25 protein-coding genes are annotated in these 25,480 nt (G+C 73.0%); 8 read left to right on the top strand and 17 right to left on the bottom strand.

What is annotated here, in order from left to right; genetic code table 11:
• Positions 1–205 precede the first annotated feature (205 nt).
• From AC0VYN_RS31810 to AC0VYN_RS31855, 10 genes are all read right to left on the bottom strand, one after another.
• The gene (locus tag AC0VYN_RS31810) at positions 206–1,333 is read right to left on the bottom strand and encodes a ferritin-like domain-containing protein (RefSeq protein ID WP_475533757.1); all 1,128 of its coding nucleotides are present in this window, start codon (positions 1,331–1,333) and stop codon (positions 206–208) included.
• Positions 1,330–2,862 carry a class I adenylate-forming enzyme family protein gene (locus tag AC0VYN_RS31815; RefSeq protein WP_475533758.1) on the bottom strand — a complete coding sequence of 511 codons (1,533 nt, stop codon included), beginning with the start codon at positions 2,860–2,862 and terminating at the stop codon, positions 1,330–1,332. Before AC0VYN_RS31815 ends, AC0VYN_RS31810 begins: the two co-directional genes overlap by 4 nt.
• 1 nt (position 2,863) lies before the next feature.
• The gene (locus AC0VYN_RS31820; protein WP_362497771.1) at positions 2,864–3,109 is read right to left on the bottom strand and encodes a phosphopantetheine-binding protein; all 246 of its coding nucleotides are present in this window, start codon (positions 3,107–3,109) and stop codon (positions 2,864–2,866) included.
• The gene (locus AC0VYN_RS31825) at positions 3,106–4,125 is read right to left on the bottom strand and encodes a hypothetical protein (protein ID WP_475533759.1); all 1,020 of its coding nucleotides are present in this window, start codon (positions 4,123–4,125) and stop codon (positions 3,106–3,108) included. The genes AC0VYN_RS31820 and AC0VYN_RS31825 overlap by 4 nt, the downstream gene beginning before the upstream one ends.
• The gene (locus AC0VYN_RS31830) at positions 4,122–4,379 is read right to left on the bottom strand and encodes an acyl carrier protein (RefSeq protein ID WP_385458976.1); all 258 of its coding nucleotides are present in this window, start codon (positions 4,377–4,379) and stop codon (positions 4,122–4,124) included. Before AC0VYN_RS31830 ends, AC0VYN_RS31825 begins: the two co-directional genes overlap by 4 nt.
• Positions 4,376–6,049, bottom strand: coding sequence for an AMP-binding protein (locus tag AC0VYN_RS31835; RefSeq protein WP_475533760.1), 1,674 nt, complete (start codon positions 6,047–6,049; stop codon positions 4,376–4,378). The genes AC0VYN_RS31830 and AC0VYN_RS31835 overlap by 4 nt, the downstream gene beginning before the upstream one ends.
• Before the next feature lie 5 nt (positions 6,050–6,054).
• Positions 6,055–7,653, bottom strand: coding sequence for a class I adenylate-forming enzyme family protein (locus AC0VYN_RS31840; RefSeq protein ID WP_475533761.1), 1,599 nt, complete (start codon positions 7,651–7,653; stop codon positions 6,055–6,057).
• A gap of 251 nt (positions 7,654–7,904) precedes the next feature.
• Positions 7,905–8,825 (bottom strand): alpha/beta fold hydrolase, encoded by a 921-nt coding sequence (locus AC0VYN_RS31845; RefSeq protein ID WP_475533762.1) that lies wholly within the window; start codon positions 8,823–8,825, stop codon positions 7,905–7,907.
• A gap of 250 nt (positions 8,826–9,075) precedes the next feature.
• Entirely contained in the window at positions 9,076–10,296 is a 1,221-nt protein-coding gene (locus AC0VYN_RS31850; protein ID WP_475533763.1) for a 3-deoxy-7-phosphoheptulonate synthase, read from the bottom strand.
• 212 nt (positions 10,297–10,508) lie between these two features.
• The gene (locus tag AC0VYN_RS31855) at positions 10,509–11,105 is read right to left on the bottom strand and encodes a 4'-phosphopantetheinyl transferase superfamily protein (protein WP_475533764.1); all 597 of its coding nucleotides are present in this window, start codon (positions 11,103–11,105) and stop codon (positions 10,509–10,511) included.
• Positions 11,106–11,457: 352 nt separating this feature from the next.
• On the opposite strand from AC0VYN_RS31855, the gene AC0VYN_RS31860 reads away from it, so the two are divergent.
• Entirely contained in the window at positions 11,458–11,961 is a 504-nt protein-coding gene (locus tag AC0VYN_RS31860; RefSeq protein ID WP_475533765.1) for a hypothetical protein, read from the top strand.
• Here AC0VYN_RS31860 and AC0VYN_RS31865 read toward each other — a convergent pair.
• A complete protein-coding gene (locus tag AC0VYN_RS31865; protein ID WP_475533766.1) occupies positions 11,938–12,474 on the bottom strand; it encodes an RNA polymerase sigma factor in 537 nt (178 codons plus the stop codon). The genes AC0VYN_RS31860 and AC0VYN_RS31865 overlap by 24 nt on opposite strands.
• A gap of 662 nt (positions 12,475–13,136) precedes the next feature.
• On the opposite strand from AC0VYN_RS31865, the gene AC0VYN_RS31870 reads away from it, so the two are divergent.
• The 3 genes from AC0VYN_RS31870 to AC0VYN_RS31880 all read left to right on the top strand — a co-directional run bounded on the left by AC0VYN_RS31870 (position 13,137) and on the right by AC0VYN_RS31880 (position 14,759).
• The gene (locus tag AC0VYN_RS31870; RefSeq protein WP_451686193.1) at positions 13,137–13,703 is read left to right on the top strand and encodes an RNA polymerase sigma factor; all 567 of its coding nucleotides are present in this window, start codon (positions 13,137–13,139) and stop codon (positions 13,701–13,703) included.
• The gene (locus AC0VYN_RS31875; RefSeq protein WP_475533767.1) at positions 13,700–14,191 is read left to right on the top strand and encodes a hypothetical protein; all 492 of its coding nucleotides are present in this window, start codon (positions 13,700–13,702) and stop codon (positions 14,189–14,191) included. The genes AC0VYN_RS31870 and AC0VYN_RS31875 overlap by 4 nt, the downstream gene beginning before the upstream one ends.
• A 142-nt stretch (positions 14,192–14,333) precedes the next feature.
• Positions 14,334–14,759 (top strand): hypothetical protein, encoded by a 426-nt coding sequence (locus AC0VYN_RS31880; RefSeq protein WP_475537027.1) that lies wholly within the window; start codon positions 14,334–14,336, stop codon positions 14,757–14,759.
• A gap of 333 nt (positions 14,760–15,092) precedes the next feature.
• Here the strand turns inward: AC0VYN_RS31880 and AC0VYN_RS31885 are convergent, their stop codons facing one another.
• Entirely contained in the window at positions 15,093–16,481 is a 1,389-nt protein-coding gene (locus AC0VYN_RS31885; protein ID WP_475533768.1) for a cystathionine beta-synthase, read from the bottom strand.
• A gap of 167 nt (positions 16,482–16,648) precedes the next feature.
• Between AC0VYN_RS31885 and AC0VYN_RS31890 the strand changes: the two genes are divergently transcribed.
• From AC0VYN_RS31890 to AC0VYN_RS31900, 3 genes are all read left to right on the top strand, one after another.
• The gene (locus AC0VYN_RS31890) at positions 16,649–17,674 is read left to right on the top strand and encodes an SGNH/GDSL hydrolase family protein (RefSeq protein ID WP_475533769.1); all 1,026 of its coding nucleotides are present in this window, start codon (positions 16,649–16,651) and stop codon (positions 17,672–17,674) included.
• Between the two features lie 318 nt (positions 17,675–17,992).
• Complete coding sequence (locus AC0VYN_RS31895; protein ID WP_475533770.1) at positions 17,993–19,213, top strand: acetyl-CoA C-acetyltransferase; 1,221 nt, start codon at positions 17,993–17,995, stop codon at positions 19,211–19,213.
• Between the two features lie 292 nt (positions 19,214–19,505).
• On the top strand, positions 19,506–20,285 hold the full coding sequence (locus tag AC0VYN_RS31900) for a hypothetical protein (protein WP_475533771.1): 780 nt from the start codon (positions 19,506–19,508) through the stop codon (positions 20,283–20,285).
• An 18-nt stretch (positions 20,286–20,303) separates the two neighbouring features.
• On the opposite strand, the gene AC0VYN_RS31905 is transcribed toward AC0VYN_RS31900, so the two are convergent.
• A complete protein-coding gene (locus AC0VYN_RS31905) occupies positions 20,304–20,615 on the bottom strand; it encodes a hypothetical protein (protein WP_475533772.1) in 312 nt (103 codons plus the stop codon).
• Between the two features lie 103 nt (positions 20,616–20,718).
• Here AC0VYN_RS31905 and AC0VYN_RS31910 point away from each other — a divergent pair, with 103 nt between their 5' ends.
• Positions 20,719–20,949 carry a DUF4287 domain-containing protein gene (locus AC0VYN_RS31910; protein WP_451686199.1) on the top strand — a complete coding sequence of 77 codons (231 nt, stop codon included), beginning with the start codon at positions 20,719–20,721 and terminating at the stop codon, positions 20,947–20,949.
• 117 nt (positions 20,950–21,066) lie between these two features.
• Here AC0VYN_RS31910 and AC0VYN_RS31915 read toward each other — a convergent pair whose 3' ends face one another.
• From AC0VYN_RS31915 to AC0VYN_RS31930, 4 genes are all read right to left on the bottom strand, one after another.
• Positions 21,067–21,978, bottom strand: a complete 912-nt coding sequence (locus AC0VYN_RS31915) for a Bax inhibitor-1/YccA family protein (RefSeq protein ID WP_385459006.1) — start codon at positions 21,976–21,978, stop codon at positions 21,067–21,069.
• Positions 21,979–22,133: 155 nt separating this feature from the next.
• On the bottom strand, positions 22,134–23,309 hold the full coding sequence (locus tag AC0VYN_RS31920; RefSeq protein ID WP_475533773.1) for a 4-hydroxybenzoate 3-monooxygenase: 1,176 nt from the start codon (positions 23,307–23,309) through the stop codon (positions 22,134–22,136).
• A 282-nt stretch (positions 23,310–23,591) separates the two neighbouring features.
• Complete coding sequence (locus AC0VYN_RS31925; protein WP_475533774.1) at positions 23,592–24,740, bottom strand: glycosyltransferase family 4 protein; 1,149 nt, start codon at positions 24,738–24,740, stop codon at positions 23,592–23,594.
• Entirely contained in the window at positions 24,737–25,315 is a 579-nt protein-coding gene (locus AC0VYN_RS31930; protein WP_475533775.1) for a hypothetical protein, read from the bottom strand. Before AC0VYN_RS31930 ends, AC0VYN_RS31925 begins: the two co-directional genes overlap by 4 nt.
• Positions 25,316–25,480 lie beyond the last annotated feature (165 nt).

Genomic DNA, 25,480 nt, shown 5'->3' on the forward strand with positions numbered 1-25,480 from the left:
GGTGTGCCGCCCCGACCGGCGGGTGCGGGCGCGCCGCCCGCGCCGACGCGGCGCCCTCCCGGACACCGCTGGGCTCGCCGCGTTCCGGTGCCCGGGGTCGCCGGGCGGGGGCGCCGCGGGTCGCGTGTCCCGTGGCCGTGTCGGGGGATGGGGCCGCCGCCGCGGCGGGGCCGGGGGTTGTACCCCGGCGCGGCGGCGGCCCGGTTCAGGGGGCCGGGGTGCCGTCCGAGGGCGCCGCGCTGCCGAGGTCGGCGACCTGCTCGATGTCGCGGTGCCGCAGCGCCATCTCGTGCTGGGTCAGCGCGTCCACCGCGGCCTTGTCGTCCAGGGCACGCAGCGCCTCCTCGTCCACCTCGTGGAAGCCGAGGACTCCCATCTTGGCCAGCGCCTCCTGGACCCGGGGCCCGAACATCCCGATCTCCTTGAGGCCGGGCACGATGCGCATGAAGACCAGCCGGCGGAACTCCCGCTTGGCGGGCGAGCGCCGGGAGGCCTTGATCGCCTCCTCCCCGTACCCGAGGTGCTGCCAGATCTCGTCGTCGACGTACCGGTCGCGCAGCGCCCAGCAGCCCTCGACGACGAAGTCCTCGCGCTCCCTGAGCTCCGCCTCGGACAGCTGCGGGTAGTAGGCGCGCAGCAGCAGCCGTCCGAAGGCCACGTGCCGGGCCTCGTCACGGGCGACGTAGGCGCTGAAGGCGCGGGCCAGCGGGTCGCGCAGCCGCTCGCGGTGCACGCCGAAGGTCGCCAGGCCCATGTTCTCGACCAGGATGTGCGCCGCCAGCACCCCGAAGTCCCAGCGGGGCTCGCGCATCGCCTGCTCGAACATGGCGGAGATCGACGGGGACAGGCCGTAGCGCAGCCCGATCTTCGTGTGCAGGAACCGGTTGAAGCCCTCCACGTGCCGGGCCTCGTCCATCATCTGCGTGGCGGCGTACAGCTTGGAGTCGAGGTCCTCGACGGTGAGCAGGATCTTGCCGACCGCGATGAGCGCGGCCTGCTCGGAGTGGAGGAACTGCGAGTACAGCCAGCCGCTGCTGTGCCGGCGCACGATCCGCCGCTCGCTCTCCGGCAGCCGGTCCCACAGCTTGGAGCCGGCGATGGAGATGAAGTCGTCGGGCAGGCCCAGCGGGTCGTCGGGGTCCACCTCGTGGTCCCAGTCGAGCCGCTCGTCCATGTCCCACTGGCGCTGCTTGCCCTGCTGGTACAGCCGGACCATCTTGTCGTTGCGCCGGTCGTAGTCCCACTGGATGACGGCCCTGCCGTTGACCGGGACGGCCCACTCGCCGGCGAGGTCCGTCAGTACCTCGGGACGCGTGTAGTCGGTGGTGCTCATGAGGTGTTCTCCCTGTCGGCGGTGAGCGTCTGCCGGGCGATCTCGCGCAGGTCGGTGCGCAGGGCCTTGCCCGCCGGGTTGCGCGGGATGCGCTCGATCGGCAGGAAGTGGGTGGGCCGCTTGTAGGGCGCGAGTCCCGCCACGCACAGCCGCAGCAGTTCCTCCGCGTCGAACCGGTCGTCACCGGTGGGCTGCACGAACGCCACCGGCGTCTGGCCCCAGGTGTCGGACGGCACCGGTACGACGACCACGTCGGCGACGTTCCCGGACTGGCGCAGGACGTGCTCGATCTCGGCCGGGTAGACGTTCTGGCCGCCGCGCAGGATGAGGTCGTTGCGGCGGTCGACGACCCAGACCCGGCCGTCCCGGTCGACGCAGCCCACGTCGTGGGTGTTGAGCCGGCCGTCGCGCAGGACGTCGGCGGTGGCCTCCGGGTTCTTCCAGTAGGCCTGCATCAGCCCGTCGCCGCTCACCTGGAGCTCGCCGATGACACCGGCGGGCACCTCGCGGCCGTCGGCGTCGGTGACGCGCAGCCCGGCGCCGAGCATCGGCACGCCGACGCAGACCGCGCCGGGCACCGGCGGCGGCCCGACAGGGGTGTCCGGGCGCAGGGTGAGGACGGGCCCGCCGCCCTCGGTGATGCCGAAGATGGTCTGCAGGTCGGCGCCGAGCCGCTCGCGGGCCTCGCGGGCCAGGTCCTCGGGCATCGGGGCGGCGCCGTGCAGCAGCAGCCGCAGCCGGGAGAGGTCGGTGCCGGGCAGGCCCTTGGCGCGCAGCAGCAGCCGGACCATGGACGGCACCAGGAAGGCGTGCTCGATCCGCCACCGCTCCAGGGCGGCCAGGCAGCCCTGCGGGGTGAAGCGGTCCAGGACGCAGACGGTGCCGCCCGCGGCCAGGTGGTCCAGGGCGATGACGACGCTGCCGTGGAAGAGCGGGCCGGCGTTGAGGAAGGCGGTGCCCGGGCGCGGGCCGACGTCGGCGATCCAGGACAGCGCGTTGATCTGGAGCGAGCGCTGGTCGACGACGACGCCCTTGGCGCGGCCGGTCGTCGCCGAGGTGTGCAGGATGAGCACGGGGTCGGCCATGCCGGTGCCGGTGCCGTCCGCGGACCCGGCACCGTCCTGCCCGGCGTCCTCGTCGGGCAGTTCGGCGACGGTCGCGATGTCGGTGACGGGCAGCCCCGGGTACAGGGCGCCCAGCCGGGCCGCGTACGCCTCCTCGGCGACGGCCGCCGAGGGCTCGACGGACTCCATGATGGCGCCGATCTCGGGATCGGTCAGCGCCGGGTTGACCGGCACGGCGACCAGACCGGCGGCGGCGCAGGCGAAGTAGGTCTCCAGCACCTCGACGCGGTTGGCGCTGAGCACCAGGACGCGGCTGCCGGGCAGGGTGTCGTGGCGCAGCCGGGCGGCCAGGGCCCGTACGTCCCGGTGCAGGGTGCGCCAGCTGACGTCGCGGCGGGCGTCGCGCAGGGCGAGGGCGTCGGGGTCCCGGTCGAGGCCCCGGCGCATCACGTGGTTCAGCCACATGTCAGCTCGCCTCCGCCCCGGCCAGCCGGGCGACGGCGCGGACCGTGGTGAGGCCGAGGAGCTCCTCGTCCTCCAGGGGCCGGCCGAGTTCGTCCTCCAGGCTCAGCGCGATGCGGATCAGCTCGCCCGAGCCGATGCCGGCCCCGGCGAAGTCGTCGTCGTCGCCGAGCCGGTCCAGCAGGACGGGGTGGTCCAGGCTGCCCCGGATCAGGGCGCGTACGTCGGTCAGGGAGCGGACGGCGGTCATGAGCTCCTCCTGGGGCGGGCGCCGACGCCGACCATCGCCCAGTAGGGGGCGGGTTCGCCGTCGAAGTACACGAGGGGTTCGGCGCTGTCGGTGCGGCAGGGCAGCAGCCGGTTGAAGCGGCTGCCGAAGCAGGCGGCGGCGAACTCGGGCGACTCGGCGACGCCCCGTTCGTCACCGACGGTGGCGACGAAGGCGAAGACCGGGTCGAGCGACTTGTGCACGCCGTCCTCGACGACGTCGCACCAGGCGTGGTCGCTGCCGAACAGGCCGAGCAGGTAGCCGCGGCGGGCGGTCGCCTCCAGTCCGGCCGCGCGCAGCCGGTCGGCGAGCAGCCGGGAGGCGACGACGCAGTCGGCGATGCCGAGTTCCCAGGCCCGGTGGTGGTCGGCGCGCAGGGCTTCGGGCACGGTCTGGTAGATGACCCGGCGGGCGGCCAGGGCGTCGACGACCTCGGACCACGCCTCGTGGACGCGCGGGTCGCGCACGGTGTGCCGGGCGCCGGTCAGCCGGACGGCCGCGGTGTACCCCGAGGGGCGCAGCGGCTCGTCGAACGGTCCGCCGTCCAGCAGTTCCACGCCGGGCGCGGACAGGTCGGGGACCCGCACGGTCACCTGCCGGCCCGTGTCGCCGGCGGCGCGGTCCTCCGCCGCCTCGCCGCCGGCCGTACGGGAGGGGTGGACGCCGATCTCCCAGTCGCGGGGTGCGAACCAGCTGTCCCGCTGGGCGGCGGCGAAGCGCATCAGGAAGCGCAGCCCGAGTTCGGGCACGGTCTGTCCGGTGCCGCAGAACATGCCGACGTTCATCAGGTCGTCGTAGTCGAACAGCGGCCCCCGCGCCGGGTCGACGACGTGCGGCAGTCCCGCCGCGGCGAGCCGCGCGACCTGCTCGGGGGCGGCCCGCAGGGCGCGGGCCGCGGTCGGGGTGTCGGTGTCGTAGCGGGCGACGTCCGCCGGTGCGGTGCGGAACCGGTCGAGGGCGCCGAGCAGGGTGTCGGCGGCGGCGGTCTCCACGGTCATACGGAGCTGCCCTCCCGTGTCAGCCGGGCCACGAAGTCCGCCAGTTCGCGCACGGTCGCGGTCTCGAAGAGGAAGTCGTCGGGGATGACGACGTCGCACTCGTCCTCGATCTCGGTGATGGCGCGCAGGGCCTTGACGGACTCGATGCCCGGCACGGCCGACAGCGGCTTCTCGGGGTCGACGGACGACTCGGCGACGCCGGCCTGTGCGGCCAGTGCCCGTACGACGATGTCCAGGGTCGCGGTGACGCTCACGAGTGCTGTCCTTCCGGTGCGGTGGGCAGTGCGGAGTGGTGCCGGCGGTAGAGGTCGGCGGCGCCGGAGCGCTTGACCTTGCCGGAGCTGGTGAAGGGGAGGGTCTGCGGGGAGACCGCGAGGGTCTCGACGGCGGTGAGGCCGAGGTGCTCGGCCAGCCGGGTGCGGATGGCCTCGCCGACCGCGTGGGCCGTCTCGGTGTCGAGCTTCGTCTCCCAGATCACGACCATGTACTCCTCCTGGCCGTCCTCCCAGGCGAAGGCGGCGCAGTGCCGGCGGTCGACCCCGGGGGTGGCCTTGACTATCTCCTCGACGTCCTCGGCGTAGTAGTTCTGGCCGCGGACGACGGCCATGGCCTTGACGCGGCCCATGACGTAGAGCTCGCCGTCGTGGCGGAAGCCGATGTCGCCGGTGCGGAGCATGCCGTCCGCGGTGAAGGGCTGCTGGTCGGCGGGGAGTCCGAGGTAGCCGGACGTGACGGGGGCGCCGCCGATCTGCACCTCGCCGACCACGCCGTCCTCGAGGGGGGTGCCGTCGGCGGCGCCGATGCGCACGTCGACGCCCTCGACGGGCGCGCCGCAGGAGACGACGGTGCGGGTGGTGGGGCCGGGCTCGGCGGCCTCCCGGACGCGGTCGCCGACGGCGAGGCTGGAACGTTCCGCCTCCAGGCTGCGGTACGGGGAGCCGGGTACGCCGGTGCTGACGATGAGGGTGGCCTCGGCGAGGCCGTAGTTGGGCTGGACGACCTGGGGACGCAGGCCGTACGGCTCGAACGTCCGCTGGAACTCCTCCAGGCTGGAGCGGCGCACCGGCTCGGAGCCGTTGCCGCCGTAGCGCCAGGCGGACAGGTCCAGGTCGTCGGGGATGCCCTTGGCCGCGGCGGCCACCAGGTAGTCGTAGAAGAAGTTCGGGGCCGGGAGGATCGTGGCGCGGCTGGCGGCGAACTCGGCGAGCCACCGCATCGGGCGGCGCACGAAGTCGCCGGGCTGCCACAGGGAGACGGGCGAGCCGATGCGCAGCGCGGCGAGCATCGTGAACAGGCCCATGTCGTGGAAGAGCGGCAGCCACTCGCCGAGCCCGTCCTCGGTCGTCCACCGGGTCCCGGCCTCGATCGCGTCGAGCCCGGCGGACACGTTGGCGTGGGTGACCACGACGCCCTTGGGGGCGGAGGTGGAGCCGGAGGTGTACTGGACGATCGCGGGTGCCGTGCCGCCGCCGTGCGTGGCCGGCAGGTCCTCGCGGGAGTGCGGGGCGTCGGCGATGTCGACGAACGGGATATGCGGGACGGCCTCGGCGACGCGGGCGACGATCCGGCCGCCGAGGCTGCCGTCGACGAGCATGGTGTCCAGTGCGGCGTCCCGGGCGATGCGCCGTACGTGGGCGGCGTAGGCGTCGGCGCCGCCGAAGGCGACCGGCAGGGCCAGCGGGACGGCCGCCGCGTCGAGGCGGAACGCGGCGAGCAGGCCGCGCACCCAGGGCTCGCCGTTGGCCATGAGCAGGCCCACCCGGCGCGGGGCGCGGCCGTCGCGGGCCGCGAGGACGGCACCGGCCGTGCGCTCGGCGCGGTCGAACAGGGCTGCGCCGGAGACGGGTTCCTCGGTGCGCGAGGGGGTGTGCAGCAGCGTGCCGTCGCGCAGGCCGCGGGACAGTTCGTGCCAGAGGTGCGTCATGCTGCTCAGGCCTCCTTCGGGGCGGTGGCGGCGGTGCGGTGGATCCGGCCGGCGAGCTTGCGGCGCAGCACGGACCTGCGGACCTTGCTGGTGCCTGTGACGGGCATGGCCTCCCACTCCCAGAAGCGCACCTGGAGTCCGGGGAGCCCGGCCTCGGCGGCGACCGCGCGGAAGCGGTCGGCGTCGGGGGTGGTGTCCGGGCGGGGGCAGGCCACCGCGAAGACGGTGCCGTCGTCGTCCTTGACCAGGACGAGTTCGACCAGTTCGGGCAGGGCCTCCAGCAGGTGGTCCTCCTTCTCCAGGAGGCTGCCGACGCCGTCGACGTGTTCGACGGAGCGGTCGAGCAGTTCCAGCGAGCCGTCGTCGAGGAGGCGGCCGATGTCGCCCATGGGCCACCAGGAGTCCTCGGGCGGCATCGGGTCGCCGCCGACGTAGCCGCGCATGCGGCCGGGCGAGCGGGTTTCGATCAGGCCGGGCGTGTTCGGCGGCTGCGGGACGCCGTGCTCGTCGACGATCCGGATCTCCATGCCGCCGCCGCTGTGGCCGACGTTGCGCGGCGAGTAGTCGGCGGACTCCTCGCGGCTGACGATGCGCAGGCAGATGGGGCCGGACTCGGTCTGCCCGTACGCCTGGAAGTAGTGGGCGCGGGGGTGCTCGGAGGCGTTCAGCAGGGTCCGCACGGTGCGCGGGTGCATGGCGTCGAAGGTGCTGATGAACCGTTCGACGTGCTGGAACGGGCGGTCGGGGTCGTCGGCCAGGGACTCCCACTGGATGTAGACGTTGGGGTGGGTCTCGAGGGAGGTCGGGCGGTGTTCGAGCATGAGCCGCTTGACGTTCGCGGGGTCCGGATCGGCGATGGCCAGGGCGGGCATCGCGGTCTCCAGCGAGGCGAGCGTGCCCGCGCAGGTGCGGGCGTGCACGAAGGACAGGTGCTTGGCGTTCAGGTCCTGCGGCGAGTACTGGTCACGGAAGATCATGATCATCGGGGCGACCATGCCGAACAGGGAACGGGTGGAGTGCGCGGCCATCTTGGGCGCCCCGGTGGTGCCCGACGAGTGGGTGATGACGAACCACTCGTCCGCGTCGCGCGGGCCCGCGGTGTGCGCGACGCGTTCCTGGAGCGGTACGACCCAGTTCTCGTCGGTCTCCTCCAGGCACAGCACGTTGCGCGTCAGCCGGCGCAGCGCGTGCTGGTGCTCGGTGAGCCGCGCCAGCCCGGTCGAGTCGACGACGAGGTAGGGGTCGTCCAGGCGGGCGAAGCACTCCAGGAGCTCGCCGGTCTCCATGGCGGACGAGAGCAGGGCGGGCAGGGCGCCGATCTTGCCCAGGGCGCACATCACGCCCTCGACCTCGATGTGGTTGCGCTGCACCACCGCGACGACGTCCCCGCGGCGGATGCCGCCGGCCCAGAACCGGTCGGCGTAGTCGTCGACGGCCCGGGCGAAGTCCGCGAAGTCGCGGACCGGGCGGTCGTAGGTGCGCCAGGGCGTGTCGGAGAGGAAGGGGGTGTCGGGGTACTTCTCCGCCGCGACGGCCGGGAGGATCCCGAGAGGTGCGGTCGGCTGCGGCATGACATCGAGCTTCAGTGCGGATACGTCGGGCATGGAAGGTCCCCCTGCTTGCCTGCGAAGACGTCCGGGCAGCACGAAGTACGCGCCGGTATAGGGCTGTCCGGTGTCGGAAGTGGTCGGGATCGCTCACCGTCCGGTCGGGAGCGGCCGACATCAGACAAGAGGTGGTTTCCGGCCGATGCACTCCACCGGACTTCGAGAATTTCCGGACGCTCCGGCTCCGCCACGGCCGCACCTGGCGCCCCCGCGTGCGCGGTGAGCGGTGCGGCCGTGGCCGGGCGGGGTCAGCTCGGGCGGGAGAAGAGCCGCTCGGCGGTGCGGGCGACCAGGTCGGGCCGCTCCTCGTGGAGGTAGTGGCCGCAGCCGGGGACCACCTGGACCCGCAGGTCGTCGGCGTGCCGGCCGGCCGAGGTCAGCACGCTGGGGGGCAGCATGAAGTCGAGTTCCCCTCCCATGACCACGGTCGGGGTGGTGAGCCGGAGCTTCTTGTACCGGCCCGTCAGCAGCCGCGCGATGTCCCGCAGGGCGAAGGCCCGGTGCAGTGCCTCCCCGGCGCGCGCCCGCGCGGGCTCCCGGCTGGAGCGGACGAACTCCTCCATCGCGTCCGGGGTCCAGGCCGCCGGGTCCGCCACTCCCTTGCGCATCAGGTAGCGCGTGAAGCCGGGGCGGCGGCGCAGCATCCAGCGCCCGAGGAGCGGCTGCTCCAGCAGCGCCGTGTACCAGAAGCGCCAGGACTGCGGCATCAGGCGCCGGTGCAGCGGCCAGGGGTGCATCATGTTGAGCGCCAGGTAGTGCGTGACGCGCAGCGGTGCCCGCAGGCAGAGGTGGAACCCGGTCCACGCTCCCCAGTCGTGCCCGACGAGCCTCACCCGGTCCAGGCCCAGTGCGTCCAGGAGGGCGACCACGTCGGCCACCCTGCTGTCGGTGTCGTAGCCCTTGCCCGGCGCGTCGGACCAGCCGAAGCCGCGCTGGTCCACGCAGATCAGCCGGTAGCTGCCGGACAGCAGCGGGATCAGCCGCCGCCAGCCGTACCAGTGCTGGGGGAAGCCGTGCAGCAGCACGACCGGCTCCCCCTCGCCCGCCTCGGCGACGTGCAGGCGCACGCCGTCCCGCACGGTCACCCAGTGGTGGCGCACGCCCGCCAGTTCGGGCTGGGGCGGTGAGGCCGAGTCGTTCTCGACGGGCTCGTTCTCCACGGACTCCACGAAAAGCTCCTGAGGGTTGTCGGACCGGATCGTTCGGTCGGTCAGGAGGCGGCGGACCGGGCAAAGGTTCCCCCGGAACTGGCCCGGGCCGGGTCCTGCCCGACGGGCCGGGCCGGGCGGGCCCGGGTGGCGGAGGCAGGCCCCGGCGGCGCCGGACACACCGATGCCGCCGGCACCAGGTCCGGCGGCATCGTGCGTCGCGGGGCAGCGCCCGAGCTCCGCTGGACCGGCGTGGCCCGGACGGCGGGCGCTAGTCGCCGCCCTCGCACAGCCACGCGGTGAGCGCGGCGATCTCGGCGGTCTGGGAGCCGTTGAGACGGGGGTCGCAGGCGGTCTCGTACCGCTGGTGCAGATCGTCCTCGGTGATGCCCGCGCCGCCCCCGACACACTCGGTGACCTCGGCGGGCGTGGCCTCCAGATGCACACCGCCGGGAGTCGCGCCGGCGGCGCGCGCCGCCGCGAAGAAGCCGCGTATCTCGGCACCCACCGTCGCCACGTCCCGGGTCTTGTGCCCGTTGCCGCCGACGTAGGTGTTGCCGTGCATCGGGTCGCACATCCACACCACCCGGTGCCCCGCGCCCGCCACCTCCTCCAGCAGCGGCGGGAGCAGCTCGCGCACCTGGCCGGCCCCCATCCGCGAGATCAGCACGAGGCGCCCCGGCTCCCGGTCCGGATCGAGGCGGGCGCACAGCGCGGCCAGGCGGGCGCGGTCGGTGCCCGGCCCGATCTTGACGCCCACCGGGTTGGCGACCCCGGACAGGAACCGCACGTGCGCCCCGTCGGGGTCACCGGTGCGCGCGCCGATCCAGGGCAGATGGGCGGAGGTCAGGCACAGGCTGCCGGTGACGGGGTCGCGTCGTACCTGGGGCTCCTCGTAGTCGAGGACCAGCGCCTCGTGGCTGGTCCACACCGCCGGGGCGCCGGCCACCGTCGCCCCGGGCAGGGCCATGCCGGACTCGGCGAGCTCCCGCAGCAGGGCCAGCACCTCCCGCGCGTGCGCGTGTCCGTGCAGCAGCCGCATCGCGTCGGGGACGCGCGCGGCGGGCTCGGGGCGCGGATCGTTCACCAGGTGCCCGCGGAAGGACGGCAGCAGTAGGTCGCCCACCCGCTCGGTCGGGGAGGACCGCGGTTTGGCGTACTGGCCGGCCAGCCGGCCGATGGGGATCACGGGCCGGCCCAGCGCGGCCCGGACGGTGCCCGCGGTGCCGTGCAGCTGGCCCACCCGCGCCGCCACACCGGCGAACGTCGGGGCGTCGAAGGTCTCCGCGCAGTCCCCCAGTTGGACCACGAAGGCCTCGCCCGCGGCGGCCTCGGCGAGCGCGCGGCGCAGATCGAGGATCTCGTCGGACCGTACGAGGGGTGCGGCGCCGGCCAGCCGGGCGCGGATCCGGCGCAGCAGCGCGGAATCGGGCCAGTCGGGCTGCTGCGCGGCCGGGCGTTCACGCCAGTCGGACGGCGTCCATGAGGGCACGCGGCGGGGTGAGGCGAGTACGGCGGGCGGGTGCATGACGAGATCGGCCTCCGTCGTCGGATGCGGCAAGGTGGTGGGGCAGGCGTGGTGGGGCAGGCGTGGTGAGGCAGGCGTGGGACAGGCGTGGAGCAGGCGTGGTGGGGCAGGCGTGGGGCAGGGCTGGGACCCGCGTGGGGCGACGGGACGCCCGGGGCGCGGGAGCGGGTGCCCGGTCAGTCCCGGGGCAGCGCCCAGCACAGGACGCCCTCGCGGGGCAGCGGCCGGACGCTCACGTGGACGCGGGTGTGCGGGTGGCCCGCGGCCCAGGCGAGGTAGCCGGTCCCGTCCGGCTCCAGCCGCACGTCCCGCAGTCCCCGGGGGGCCGGGTCCACGACGGCGTGCAGCGCCTTGAAGGCGGACTCCTTGGCGGAGTAGAGCGCGAGCAGGCGGCGCGCGGCCGTGTGAGGCGGGCCGAGCAGCGGGCGTTCGGGGGCGCGCAGCACCAGATGGGCCGCCCGGACGGGCAGTCGGGTCGTCTCCAGGTCGACGCCCAGGGTCCGGAACCGGGCCGAGGGGCCCGCGACGGCGACCGCGACACCGCCGGAATGACTGATCGACGCGGCGATCCCCTCGGGCAGCCGGGGGCGGGGTCCGTCGCACAGTACGGAGCCGGCGGTCAGGCCCGCCGCACGCACCGCGCGGTGCAGCGCGCTGCGTCCGATGAGGAAGTCGCTGCGGCGCGCCTCCGGCATGGTCCGCGCCAGACTCCGCTCCTCGTCGGTCACCGCGACGGGCGGTCCCTCGTGGGCCGAGGCGACCCCGAATCCCATGCCCGGAATGCGCGGCCCATTGCTGGAAAAAGCGCGGTGAAGGTTGTGGAGCGGCCCACTGAAATACACGATGCTCGCTTCCCCGTCCGTTGTCCTCGGTATCCGTGAGAACCGGCGACAGACCGCCCGCGCGAACCCTTCTCCCGGCGGGCGCGAGGGTCGGTATCCTGGTTTCTCACAGAGAGAAGAGGCGCCCCGGACCGCATGTACTCCCCCGGGTGCCAAATCCCTTCGTTCGCGGCCCGGGCGCACCCGCGCCAAAAGTTTTTCCAGCTCTTGACCATCCCGGGAGACAGTGCGACGCTCCCTCACATACGTCACCCCGCGTACGCGTGGAGAGGGAGCGACAGCAATGACCGGTGCGGTGGACAACGGCTGGCCGCGGGCCGAACTCGACCCGATCCGCCGGCTGAGGGTCATCGCGTCCAGCGCCCGGCACCCGGCCTTCGCCGAGCGCCGCTTCGACGTCCCCGTCGACCGCGTCTGGGCCGTGGCGTCCGACCTCGAGGCCGAACTCCCGCTCATCGTCCCGGGGCTGCGGTCCTTCACCGTCACGGTGTCCTCGGGGGAACGGCTGTCGGGCCGCGCGGCCGGCGCCTTCGGCTACCGCGAGCGCTTCGACGTCGTCCTGCGCCCCGGGTGGTGCCTGATGCAGGGCACCGCGCTGACCAGCGGCATGGCCGCCGCCCCGGACGGCGACGGCTGCCGCTTCGCCTTCTTCAGCACCCTGCGTCTGCCGGGCGGCGACACCCTGGACCGGATGCGCGCCCCCTGGTCGGCGAGGCGGGCCCAGCGGATGCTCGACCGCCTGGGCGAACGGGTGGCCGTCCGCTCAGCCCCAGGCCGAGCGGAATGACCGCCGGGCCCGGAACAGCCGGGACCTGACCGTCCCCACGGGTATCTCCAGCAGCGCGGAGACCTCCTGTTCGCTCATGCCCTCCACATGACGCAGCATCAGTACGGCCCGGTGCTCCGGCATCAGACGGCCCAGCGCGTCCGTGATGTCCGAGGCGAGGTGGAGGTCCCCCGCGACGGGCGGGTCCTCCCACTCCATCGGCACGGTCGGCTGACGCCGGCGCTGGTTGGCGAACTTCAGCGCCTCGCGCACGGCGATCGCCCGCACCCAGCCGAACAGGGCCGCCGGCTCCTTGAGCTGACGGATGCTGCGGAACACCGCGATCAGCGCCTCCTGCGCGGCGTCGGGACCGTCCTGCAACGCCACGGGACCGCAGATCCGGCCGACGAAGGGCGCGAGGATCTCCAGCAGTTCGTCCATCGCCAGCGCGTCCCCGCGCCGCGCCCCCTCGACCAGGCGGGCCAGCAGCTCCGGGTCGTGGAGCCCCGTGCGCCCCTCCCCGCCCGCACTCACCGCGCCCCCGCTGTCGCCGGGACCGGGACCGGACGGGAATGCGGGAAGGAAATTCCAGATTCAACCGAATAGCCGGACGGCGACGGGAACGGACGGCACCGCACCCTCGCGTATTGACGGAAATTAAAACAGGCTCGGCCGACAGCCGCTTTCCATAGAAATACCTGCACCATGTGTAACGGACCCCCCGTAGATGGCTAATTCAATAGCCGCACATCGCGCCCACCCTAGCACCGGGTGCAGAACTCCGGGAGGTTCGGCCGAGGAGTCCGCCGGGCCCAGGCATATGCCGGGTGGCGGCCGCAACAGATCGGCTCAGAACGCACCACCTCTCCACACCTCGGCGATAATCCGGCGCGATGGAATAGCCCGCCGCGCATGCCGGGGAGTGCCTCGGCGTTCGGTCCGCCCGGCACTCCCTGTCCACCCCGTCCGACGCCCGTCCCGCGACCGTGCGCCGGCCGCGGGACGGACATCCCCACCCGGACAGAGGCCCGCCGGGGCCCATGCACTCCCTCGGCCGCCGATTCCAGTTCAAGCCAGTTCCCGACGGACGGGAGTGCCCGGCCGCCGCCGCTCCTCCTCATCCACGAAAGCTCCCACACCGACGCCGTCCTGGTGCCGCCGCTGGAGCGCCGACGTCCAAGGGAGGAGAACGGCAGATGACCACAGCCCGAGCGGGCACCCTGCGCAAGGCCGCTGCCCCGCGGCAGGACACCCAGGAGGATCCCTGGGCCGCGGGAGGCGTCCTGGTGCGGGCCGCCCAGTCCGGTGACGCCCTGGCCCTCAACGACCTGCTGAGCCTGCTCACCCCGTACGTGAGCCGGCTGTGCCGGCCGATCGCCCTCGGCCACAGCGCCGACGCCGTGCAGGAGTCGCTGATCGCGGTGTTCCAGGGCCTGCCCCGGCTCCGCGACCCCCGCGCCCTGTACGCGTGGGTGCGCACCGTCACGGTGCGCGAGGCGGTGCGGGTGGCCCGCCGGGCCGAACGGGAGACACCCGTGTGCGAGTTCGACGACATCGCCTGGCCGGGCAGCCCGGAACTGGCGGTGGACATCCAGGACGTGCTCACCCGCATGTCCACGGAACACCGCGCGGTCCTGGTGCTGCGCGAACTCGAGGGCCTCGACGAGCGGTCGGCGAGCCGGATCCTCGACATCTCCCGCGGCACGATGAAGTCCCGGCTCCACCGTGCCCGTCACAGCTTCCGAAAGGCCTGGCCGCGATGAAGACGAACTGGCCGACGGCGGAACTCGACCCGGTCCGGCGCCTGCGCGTCATGGCCGCGGGACTGCACGCCGTCATGTACGCGGAGTCCCATGTCGACCTGCCGATGGCGGACCTGTGGTCCGTCGCCGGCGACCTGGAGGGTGAACTCCCCCATCTGCTGCCGACGCTGCGCGAATTCCACTGCCGTCCCTGCGGCGGGGACCGCTTCCACGGCCGGGCCTACGGGCCTTTCGGCCACACCGCCCGCTTCGACGTCCGGCTCCAGCCCGGCTGGTGCCTGATGCAGAGCCAGTACGTGGTCGGCGGCATGGCGGCCGTCGCGGAGGGGTCGGGCACGCGCTTCGCGGTCCTCGGCGGGCTGCGCCGGCCCTGGTCTGCCCCCCTCCAGACCGCCCTGCGCCCGGTCGGCCGCACCCGGGGCCTGCAGATGATCGACCGGGCCGCCCGGCGCGCGCGGCTGCGACGGGACACCCGGGAGGCGGGCTGAGCACTCGCCCGGCCGCCGGACGGACCGGGTGGCGGGGCCCCCGCCCGCCGCCCCGTCCGTACCGCTCGCCCCCCGCCGGAAACGGGGGTTAGACCCCGTGCCGGCGCGGCCCCCGCCGCATACCGTGGTGGCCATGACGGGAATGGACGGGCGGGACACCGACCTCAAGAAGGAACTCGACGCCACCCTGCAGACCCGCAGGGAACTGGGTGAGGAGTACGAGTCCGCGCTGGTCGAGTCCTTCCTGGAGAAGGTCGACCAGCGCATCGACGGCGCGGTCGAGCGCCGGGTGCGCCGGCAACTCGCCGAGCAGCAGATGACGGCGGCCCGGGACAGCCGGTCGCCGCGGGCCACCGACTCCTTCGGCGATCGCTTCGGCTTCGGCATCGTCTCGCTGGTCCTCGCCGTCCCGCTCTCCGCGATCGGCGGCGGCGTCGCCAACCTCCCCGGGCTGCTGGCCGCGTGGGCGGGCATCGTCGGGGTCAACGTCGTCCAGGCCGCCCGCACCAACCCGGACCTCTTCGCCCGGCGCCGCACCGCCGGCCGCGAGGAAGGCTGGAAGGACTGAGCGCGACCGGGCGCGCGGGAAGTCTGCGCGGGGACCGCCGCACCCCCATCGCTGGAGGGCGGGACGACGACGGTCCCCGCGGGGGACGCGGTGCCCGGCCGCACGGCCGGGGCGACGCGTCCGTGGCGTCCGTGGAGGTCCGGGAGCCGCTCCGGAAGATCCTCGACGCCGTTCGGTGCCGGCCCGGACGGGGAGCCTCCCCCCGTGCTCAACGCCTGGGAGGTACCCCCACCGCCCTGCCGACACCCCTACTGTGCCGAACCCGTGTTAAGCGGGTGCTGCGCGAACGTGACGTGCGCGTACCACTTCCGCGAAGTCCGTGCGGACCACGCCCTACTTGCCGCCCTTGGCGAGGAAGGCCAGCAGGTCCTGACGGCTCACCACACCCGTGGGCTTGCCCTCGACCAGGACGATCGCCGCGTCCGCCGTGCCGAGCACGGACATCAGGTCGGCGACCGGTTCTCCCGAGCCGACCTGCGGCAGCGGCGACGACATGTGCTTCTCCAGCGGGTCCTCCAGCGAGGCGCGCTGGGTGAACAGGGCGTCCAGCAGCTCCCGTTCCACGACCGAGCCGACGACCTCGGCGGCCATCACGTCCGGGTGGCCGGCGCCGGGCTTGACGATCGGCATCTGCGAGACGCCGTACTCGCGCAGCACCTCGATGGCCTGGCCGACCGTCTCGTCCGGGTGCATGTGGACGAGCGAGGGGATGGCGCCGTGCTCCTTGTCGTTGAGGACGTCGGCGACGCGGGCGCTGGGGCCGGTGTCCTCCAGGAAGCCGTAGTCGGCCATCCACTCGTCGTTGAAGATCTTGCTGAGGTAGCCCTTGCCGCTGTCCGGCAGCAGGACGACGACCACGTCGTCCTCGCCGAGCCGGGCGGCCACCTCCAGCGCCGCGACGACGGCCATGCCGCAGGAGCCGCCCACCAGCAGGCCCTCCTCCTTGGCGAGGCGGCGGGTCATCTGGAAGGAGTCCTTGTCCGAGACGGCGACGATCTCGTCCGCGACGTCGCGGTCGTAGGCGGTGGGCCAGAAGTCCTCGCCGACGCCCTCCACGAGGTACGGGCGTCCGGAGCCGCCGGAGTAGACGGAGCCCTCGGGGTCGGCGCCGATCACCTTCACGGCGCCGCCGCTGGCCTCCTTCAGGTAGCGCCCGGTGCCGGAGATGGTGCCGCCGGTGCCGACGCCGGCGACGAAGTGGGTGATCCTGCCGTCCGTCTGCTCCCACAGCTCGGGGCCGGTCGAGTGGTAGTGGGAGAGCGGATTGTTCGGGTTGGAGTACTGGTCCGGCTTCCAGGCGCCCGGCGTCTCGCGGACCAGGCGGTCGGAGACGTTGTAGTAGGAGTCCGGGTGCTCGGGGTCGACCGCCGTCGGGCAGACGACGACCTCGGCGCCGTACGCGCGCAGCACGTTGATCTTGTCCGTGGACACCTTGTCAGGGCAGACGAAGATGCACTTGTAGCCCTTCTGCTGGGCCACGATGGCGAGGCCGACGCCCGTGTTGCCGCTGGTCGGCTCGACGATCGTGCCGCCGGGCTTCAGCTCGCCGCTCTGTTCGGCGGCCTCGATCATGCGCAGGGCGATGCGGTCCTTCACCGAGCCGCCCGGGTTGAAGTACTCCACCTTGGCCAGGACGGTGGCCCTGATGCCCTTGGTCACGCTGTTGAGCCGCACCAGCGGGGTGTTGCCGACGAGGCTGATCATCGAGTCGTGGAAATGCACCGTGGTCTCCGGATGCCGCAAAAGATGTGTCGTGATTGGTTCCGCCAGCCTATGGCCTGCCGGGCCGTCGATGCCCTGTGCCGGTCGTTCACTCCCCGTTGAGATTGGGCCACCGTCCGTACGGGGCAAGCAGTGGGTGAACGGCTTGGAGGAGGTGGCGGCGACGTATGACGAGCATGTGGAGGGCGAGGGCGGCCCGGCGCATCGCGGCCGGCGCGGCGTACGGCGGCGGCGGGATCGGGCTGGCCGGTGCGGCGGCGGTCGGCCTGCTGCTGGCGGAGGTGCAGCTGGCCAGGCGCCGGGTGGGCATCGGCACACCGGACCGGGTGCCGAACGCGGCGGGACTGTACGGCGGCACCCTCTCGACGGCCGTCGGGGCGCCGCTGCGGCTGGTGATGCTGGGTGACTCCACGGCCGCCGGCCAGGGCGTGCACCGGGCCGGGCAGACGCCGGGCGCGCTGCTGGCGTCGGGGCTCGCGGCGGTGGCCGAGCGGCCGGTGGAGCTGACCTCGGTCGCGGTGCCGGGGGCCCGGTCGGACGACCTGGACCGGCAGGTGACGCTGGCGCTCGCCGGCGGGTACCCGCTGCCCGACGTCTGCGTGATCATGGTCGGTGCGAACGACGTCACCCACCGCATGCCGGCCACCCGCTCGGTGCGGTACCTGTCGGCGGCGGTACGCCGGCTGCGCACGGCCGGTGCGGAGGTGGTGGTCGGCACCTGCCCGGACCTCGGCACGATCGAGCCGGTGCCGCAGCCGCTGCGCTGGCTGGCCCGGCGCACCTCGCGGCAGCTGGCGGCCGCGCAGACGATCGGCGTCGTGGAGCAGGGCGGGCGCACGGTGTCGCTGGGCGACCTGCTGGGGCCGGAGTTCGCCGAGAACCCGCGGGAGCTGTTCGGCCCCGACAACTACCACCCCTCCGCGGAGGGCTACGCCACGGCGGCGATGGCGGTCCTGCCGTCGGTCTGCGCGGCGCTCGGTCTGTGGCCGGCGTACGAGGAGCGTCCCGACGCCGCCCGCCGCGAGGGCTTCCTGCCGGTGGCGCGGGCGGCGGCCGAGGCCGCGGACGAGGCCGGCACGGAGGTCGCGGCAGTGATGCCCACGGGCCCGCGGGGCCCCTGGGCCCTCCTCAAACGCCGCCGCCGCCGACGCGTCTCGGAAACGGAACCGACGGCCTCCACGCAACGCGGATAGAGGACGGCGCCGGCCCGCCCGCGGAGCGCGGGAGACGCGCCCGCCGGGCCGCGCGGAGTCACGCCCGGGGGCGCCCCGCGCCCGGGCGGTCGTGCGGCGCGGCGGGAGACGCGCCCGCCGGGCCGCGCGGAGTCACGCCCGGGGGCGCCCCGCGCCCGGGCGGTCGTGCGGCGCGTCCCGTCCGCCCACCGCCGGAGGGCCAAGCAAGCGCTTAGAAAGTTGCGGTCCATGTCACACCGCCGTAAGCGTGACCCGGGCCATACGTCCGGGTAACTTCCCAACCAGCCGCCTCATCCCCGCGACGCCACTGGAGCCGTGATGCCCGAAGCCGTGATCGTCTCAGCCGCCCGCTCCCCCATCGGCCGCGCCTTCAAGGGCTCGCTGAAGGACCTGCGCCCCGACGACCTGGCCGCCACGATCATCCAGGCGGCCCTCGCCAAGGTCCCCGAGCTGGACCCGAGGGACATCGACGACCTGATGCTCGGCTGCGGCCTGCCCGGCGGCGAGCAGGGCAACAACCTCGCCCGGATCGTCGCCGTCGAGATGGGCATGGACCACCTGCCCGGCTGCACCGTCACCCGGTACTGCTCCTCGTCCCTGCAGACCTCCCGCATGGCCCTGCACGCCATCAAGGCCGGCGAGGGCGACGTCTTCATCTCGGCCGGCGTCGAGATGGTCTCCCGCTTCGCCAAGGGCAACTCCGACAGCCTGCCGGACACCCGCAACCCGCTCTTCGCCGAGGCCGAGGCCCGTACCGCCGAGGTCGCGCAGCAGGAGGGCACCACCTGGCACGACCCGCGCGAGGACGGCCTGGTCCCCGACCCCTACATCGCGATGGGCCAGACCGCCGAGAACCTCGCCCGCTGGAAGGGCGTCACGCGGCAGGACATGGACGAGTTCGGCGTCCGCTCGCAGAACCTCGCCGAGGAAGCCATCAAGAACGGCTTCTGGGAGCGCGAGATCACCCCGGTCGCCCTCCCCGACGGCACCGTGGTGTCCAAGGACGACGGCCCGCGCGCCGGCGTGACCCTGGAGGGCGTCCAGGGCCTCAAGCCGGTCTTCCGCCCCGACGGCCTGGTCACCGCCGGCAACTGCTGCCCACTCAACGACGGCGCCGCCGCCCTGGTGATCATGAGTGACACCAAGGCCCGCGAGCTGGGCCTGACCCCGCTGGCCCGCATCGTCTCCACCGGCGTCTCCGGCCTCTCCCCCGAGATCATGGGCCTGGGCCCGGTCGAGGCGAGCAAGCAGGCGCTGTCCCGCGCCGGGCTGACCATCGACGACATCGACCTGGTCGAGATCAACGAGGCCTTCGCCGCGCAGGTCATCCCCTCCTACCAGGACCTGGGCATCCCGCTGGAGAAGCTGAACGTCAACGGCGGTGCCATCGCCGTCGGCCACCCCTTCGGCATGACCGGCGCCCGCATCACCGGCACGCTCATCAACTCCCTCCAGTGGCACGACAAGCAGTTCGGCCTGGAGACGATGTGCGTCGGCGGCGGCCAGGGCATGGCCATGGTCATCGAGCGCCTCAGCTGAACCGGGACGGGCTGCTGATGAACCGTCAGTAGTCCTCCGGGCGCCCAGCGTCACCCCACGGCCCAGGCCCCGCGGACACCAGGGTTCTGGGCCGTTTTGTGACCCAAACTCCCTCAGGATGTGACCTAGCTCTCCGTCCCGCCGATTCCCGCAGGTCAGACCCGCCACACCCGCCCCTCCCGGGCCCAAGGCCCTGTCCGTTTCGTGACGTTACGCACTGACAGACGGTTAGTCCACCCTTCAAGCTGAGGTAGTAAGTCGGGGGTCGACTTTGAACCGGGAGAGTACGTCAGTGAGCGCCATGCCGATCGCCCTGCTGCTCACCACGGCCGCCACCGGCGCCGTGGGCGTCGCCGTCCTGCGCGCTGTCCTCGTGCTGCGCCGCCAGGTCGCGGCCCTGCACACCGAGCTGGCCGAGAGCCGCGCCGCCGCGCGGGGCCGGGTCCCGGCCGCCCGCGGCACCAGCGACGCCGAGGAGATACGCGCCGCCGTCGCCGAGGCGCTCGCCGAGGAGCGCGAGCGGGAGCTCGCCGAGGCACGCGCCTTCTGGGCGGCCCAGGAGAGCCGCGACGCCTCTGACGCCCCCCTGCTGCTCGGCCTGTCCGACAGCGAGATGTTCCTGCCCCGCCAGGCCGACCTCGTGGGCCTGGAGCCGGTGGCCGAGCCGGGCGCGGACGCCGACGAGCCGGCCGGGGAGTCGGCCGAGCTGGCCGCGGCCCGCCGCCGTCACCCCTCGCACCCGGACTTCGTGCCCAACCCGGCGCCGGCCGTGAACGACCACGAGCGCACCGTCGCCGCGCTGGAGGAGCTGGCCGCCTCGCACGTCGCCCTGGCGGACGTCCGCCCGGGCCCGCTGGGCACCCTCGACGTGTACGTCTTCGCCGACGGCACCACCCTGTGCATGACGCCGGGCCACCGCGAGACCGCGGAGCGACTGGCCGGCGCCCTGCGCGCGGGCCGGACGCCCTACCTGCTGGGCGGCTCGGGCATCTCGGGCGCCTACACGCTGACCTTCGCCTGCGGCGAGGAGAACGTCTACATCCTGGCGGACCGGGTCATCGCGTCGCTGTAGCCGCGGGCACCCCGGCCGTCACACCCCGGCCCGTTTGCGGGCCTCCTCCACCAGCCCCACCGCCTCCTCCACCTGGTCCGCACCCGTCAGGACGACGGCGAGGTCGTGCGCGGCGACGGCGATCTGGTCGGCCGCGGCGAACATCCCCGCGTCCGGCATCTCCCGCGGCTCGGCGTCCGGGTCCTCCACGAGCTGGGCGCGCCGGGACAGTTCCCTGGCCAGCTCCAGCGCCTCGGCGGCGGCCCCGCGTTGCAGCCTGCTCTGCGGGGCGGCCCGCAAGCGGTCGGCGAAGTCGTCCACGGCATGGGTCAAGGGCGTCGTATCAACCACGGCGCGAGCGTACGCGGCGTTCCGGGACTGTTGCCAACGGACGCACGCTCGGGCACGGTGACCTGAAGGACCGGCCTACATCCCCTTTCGCCCGGAGGCGCCGATGTCCCACGTCTTCTCCGAGGAGACCCACCGCAATCTGCTCGCCCGCATTCCGCACTGCACCGGTCGTGAGATCGCCGACTGGCTGCGCGCCGTCGAGGACGGACCCTCTCTCTTCCGCTTCGAGGAGAAGGTGAGCTGGCTCCGTCACGAACACGACCTCGCGTACGGCCACGCGAAGGCCATCGTCCACGAGTACGACCTGAGGAGGGCGGCGCGCAACCTGCTCTAGGCGTGCACCGTTCCCGCCGGCGGTGACGGCGGCGACGACATACGGCGAAGGGGCCCCGGGCACAGTGCCCGGGGCCCCTTCACGCTGCGCTCCGGCGGACGGGGCGCGGCGCTGCCGTCAGTCGCTGCTGTTGAGGATCGAGATGAGCCGCAGGAACTCCATGTAGATCCACACCAGCGTCAGCGTGAGGCCGAAGGCGGCGAGCCAGGCCTCCTCGCGCGGGGCACCGTAGGCGATGCCGTCCTCGACCTGCTTGAAGTCCAGGGCGAGGAAGCAGGCGCCGAGGATGATGCCGACGACGCCGAAGACGACACCGAGGGCGCCGCTGCGGAAGCCGAGGCCGTCACCGCCGCCGAAGACGGCGAACAGCATGTTCACCATCATCAGGAAGACGAAGCCGAGCGCGGCCGCCATCACGAAGCCGTAGAAGCGGCGGTTGACGCGGATCCAGCCGGCCTTGTACGCGATCAGCACACCGGCGAAGACCGCCATCGTGCCGATCACGGCCTGCATGGCCGCACCGTCGGCGATGCGGTTGTCGACGACGCTGGAGACGACGCCGAGGAACACGCCCTCGAACGCCGCGTAGGAGAGGATCAGCGCGGGCGAGGCCTTGCGCTTGAAGGACTGGACGAACGCCAGCACCATGCCGATCAGCGCGGCGCCGATACCGATGCCGTAGGAGCGGCTGATGTGGGCGTCGTCGACCGGCAGCAGCGCCCAGGCGAGCGCGGCGGTGACGATGAGGACACCGAGCGTGGAACCGGTGCGGACGACGACGTCGTCGATCGTCATCCGGCCGGTGGTCGCCGGCGCCTGCGGCGGCGTGCCGTACTGCTGGTCCTGCTGGGCGTACGGGTTCTGCGCGTAGGGGTTGCCGGCGGGCTGGGCGTACGGACTGCCCTGCGCGTACGGGTTGCCCTGCGTGGCGACGGCGGGACCCCCGGCCTGCGGCGCGGCGTTGAAGCCCGCGTAGCCGTTGTCGCGGCTGAACCCCCGTCGCGAGAAGACCGGGTTTCTGCTCCTCATTTCACTCCTCCATGGCCACGCTGCGCGGCCTTGGCTCAAGAGTAATAGAACGGCAAAGGATTGACCCTACTGCTTGGGGAGGATCTTTCCCTCGCCTTGTCCCGCAACACGCTACGGGCCAGGGTGATTCCCCTCACTGGCGGGGTGCCGTCCGTTCAGCCGATCGGGAAGCCGGTGTACGCCTCGGCGAGGTCGGTCTCGGCGGCGCGGGAGGAGGCGATCCGGTCCAGGCGCGCCACCTGGAGGCGGTCGTCGAAGGGCGTGGCGTCGGGCGCGCGGTGCAGAAGGGTCGTCATGTCGTAGGAGAACCGCTCGGCCTGCCACACCCGGCGCAGGCAGGTGGCGGAGTAGGCGTCGAGCAGCTCGGCGGAGCCCGTCTCGTGCCGGTGCGTCAGGGCGCGGGCGAAGGTGACGACGTCGCCGACGGCCAGGTTGAGGCCCTTGGCGCCGGTGGGCGGCACGATGTGCGCGGCGTCGCCGGCCAGGAAGAGGCGGCCGTGCCGCATGGGTTCGTGGACGTACGAGCGCATGGGGGTGACGGACTTCTGGGTGACGGGGCCGCGCCGCAGCGTCCAGTCGTCGTCCGTCTCGAGGCGGCGTTCCAGCTCGGCCCAGATCTCCTCGTCGCTCCACGCCTCGGCGTCCGTGCCCTCGGGCACCTGGAGGTAGAGCCGGGAGACGGACGGGGAGCGCATGGACAGCAGGGCGAAGCCGCGGTCGTGGCGTGCGTAGACCAGCTCGTCGTGGGAGGGGGCGACGTCGGCGAGGATGCCGAGCCAGCCGAAGGGGTACGCCCGTTCGAAGGTGCGGCTCAGCCCGGCCGGGACCGCCTTGCGGGCGACGCCCCAGAAGCCGTCGCAGCCGACGACGTAGTCGCACTCCAGGACGTCCTCCGTGCCGCCGTGCCGGAAGCGGACGCGCGGCCGGTCGGTGTCGGCGCCCTCGACGGCCAGTGCCTCCGCCTCGAAGAGCAGCGGGCCGCCCTCCGCGAGCTGGAGGGCGATGAGGTCCTTGCAGACCTCGGTCTGGGCGTAGACCGTCACGGACCGGCCGCCGGTGAGGGCCGGGAAGTCGACGCGGTGACGGCGCCTGTCGAAGCGCAGCTCGATGCCGTCGTGGCGCAGCCCCTCGCGGTCCATCCGCTCCGCCGCGCCGGCCGCGCGCAGGACGTCCACCGTGCCCTGCTCCAGGATTCCGGCGCGCTGGCGCCGCTCGACGTAGTCGCGGTCGCGGCTCTCCAGGACGACCGAGTCGATCCCGGCGTTGTGGAGCAGCCGGGCCAGCAGGAGTCCGGCGGGGCCGGCCCCGATGATGCCGACGGTGGTGCGCATCGGTCGTTCCCTTCGATTGGCGTCGTTGCCGCAGGGTGGCGCCCTGTTCGCACAGTGAAGTTTTCTTCACGCGTTTCGCCGAGTTTCGGCCTCCCGCGCTGCGGTGTCAACGGTTCCGGGGCACTTCGCGCCCGGTCCGCACCAGGTCACGCCACCTGGCGCTTCCCCTCAGGACCCGGGACGAAGTGATCCGCCCGGCGCACCGGCTGCGGATCCGCACGGTCCCGGGCCCGGAGCCCGTCTGTGGCGCGGCCGGGCGCGGGTCAGGACCCGCACCCGTCATCACTTCGCCGCGGTCAGGGCCTCGTAGAGGCGTTCCCATGATGCGGTGATGACATCCGGGCCGTACGCGGCGGCCTTCTTCAGCGCCGCCCGGGAGAAACTGCGGCGCAGCTTCTCGTCCTCGATCAGGCGGATGATGCCCGACGCCAGGGCGTCCACATCCAGTTCGGGGACGAGCAGGCCGTCCACGCCGTCGTCGACGAGTTCTCGGGGCCCGACCGGGCAGTTGAAGCTGACCACGGGGAGGCCACAGTTCATGGCCTCCAGCAGCACCATGCCGAAGCCCTCGGACTTGGAACTCATGGCGAAGATCGAGCCCTTCGCGAGCTCCTCGTCCAGCTTGCGCGTCGGGCCCATGAGGAAGACGTGGTTGTACAGGTGCCTGACGCGGACGGCCTTGCGAAGGGCCTCCAGCTCAGGCCCGTCGCCGTGGACGCGCAGGGTCCAGTCCGGGTGGACTTCCACCACCTTGCCGAACGCCTCGATCAGCTTGTCGATACCCTTGTTGCCGTCGAGCCGTCCGGCGCTGACAACCTGGGGCCGCGAGAGGTCGCTGCGCGGGACGTCCAGCGAGTGCAGCGCGTTCGGGATGCGCTCGACTCGGACGGTGGGGAACGCCTCGGCGTAGGCGGCACGGTCCCCTTCGGTGAGGCAGACGAGCGCGTCCATCTTCACATAGGCGGCGTCGATGGCCTCGCGCCACTCGCCCTTGTGCGTGGACAGACCCGCGTGCTCCTGGACGACCCGGACCAGCGACGGGTCCGCGTACTCCGCGATGATCAGGTTGATCGTGGGCCGGGTGCCGACCACGATCCGGTCCTCCAGACCGCGAAGAAAACGGATCATCGCGCTGATACGGCGACGACTGTCGACGTTCTTGGAGACGCCCGCCGGGAACCGCTCGTGCCAGGAGGTGTCCTCCGGCCCGTCGTACCGGTCCCAGTCCACGTACGAGCCGGACCGGTTGTCGATGAGCGCCGTCACCTTCACCCGGGGATCCAGCGGGAACGGTGGCTCCTCGTGGTAGCGCAGCATGGTCGCGATCTCGACGTCGTGGCCACGCTCGACCATGGCGTTTGCCTGGTTGAAAATGGTGCGGACGGTGCCGCCGACGCCGAACGCGTTGTAGATCAGGTAGGTCAGCTTCATGTGGCGCTCCCGTTGGCGTCGTCGCGTCGGGCGCAGCGTATGGAGAGGTCGTCTCCATCGGTGTAGTACGGCAGTACGGCGACCCCTGAGCTGTACTGCTCGGGGAACTTCACGATCTGCTTCTTGCCCGGCATGTCGTCGAGGTGCCGGCCGACCCGGAGCGTCACCTTCTTGCCGCCTCGCGTCGCGAGCATGTGCAGGTCCCAGTGCTCACGGGGCAGCGTGTCCCAGACGGCCAGGTCGCGGACGGGCACGACCGTCTCGAAGCGGGCCCCGTCGTGGACGACGGGGAAGAACAACTGACGCGGTGTGGGCGGCGAGGTCCGGGTCACCGTGCGCACGAAGCGGCCCTTGAGCCGCTGGGCGCCGGACAGGACGGGAAGCTCGGGCCGCTCGCGAGAGGTGAGGCGCAACGTCCAGGACTTGTCCACGGGGACGTCGTCCGACACCCCGCCGATGACGATCGTCCCGAGGACACGGATCCGACCGTCGCGCGGCCAGACCCGTCTGATCTCGGCGTGGGGCCGCTCCCCGGCACTGGCTTGCATGGCCACCTTCTCTTCTGTTCCTGTCATTGGCCTTCCTCCGGGAAGGCGAGAGGTCAGGCAAAGCAGCGGCGCCAGACCGCTTCGTTCCGCCAGGCTCACCGAGGGTGGCAGGACGGGAGTCTGTTCACGCGCACCGGGATTGTCAATAACCGGTACCGGCGTCGGCGCGCTCCTCAGGGGCGCGCCGACGCT

Source organism: Streptomyces sp. 63XJN7_1_ISO-PGPR-S23-121, assembly GCF_056173025.1.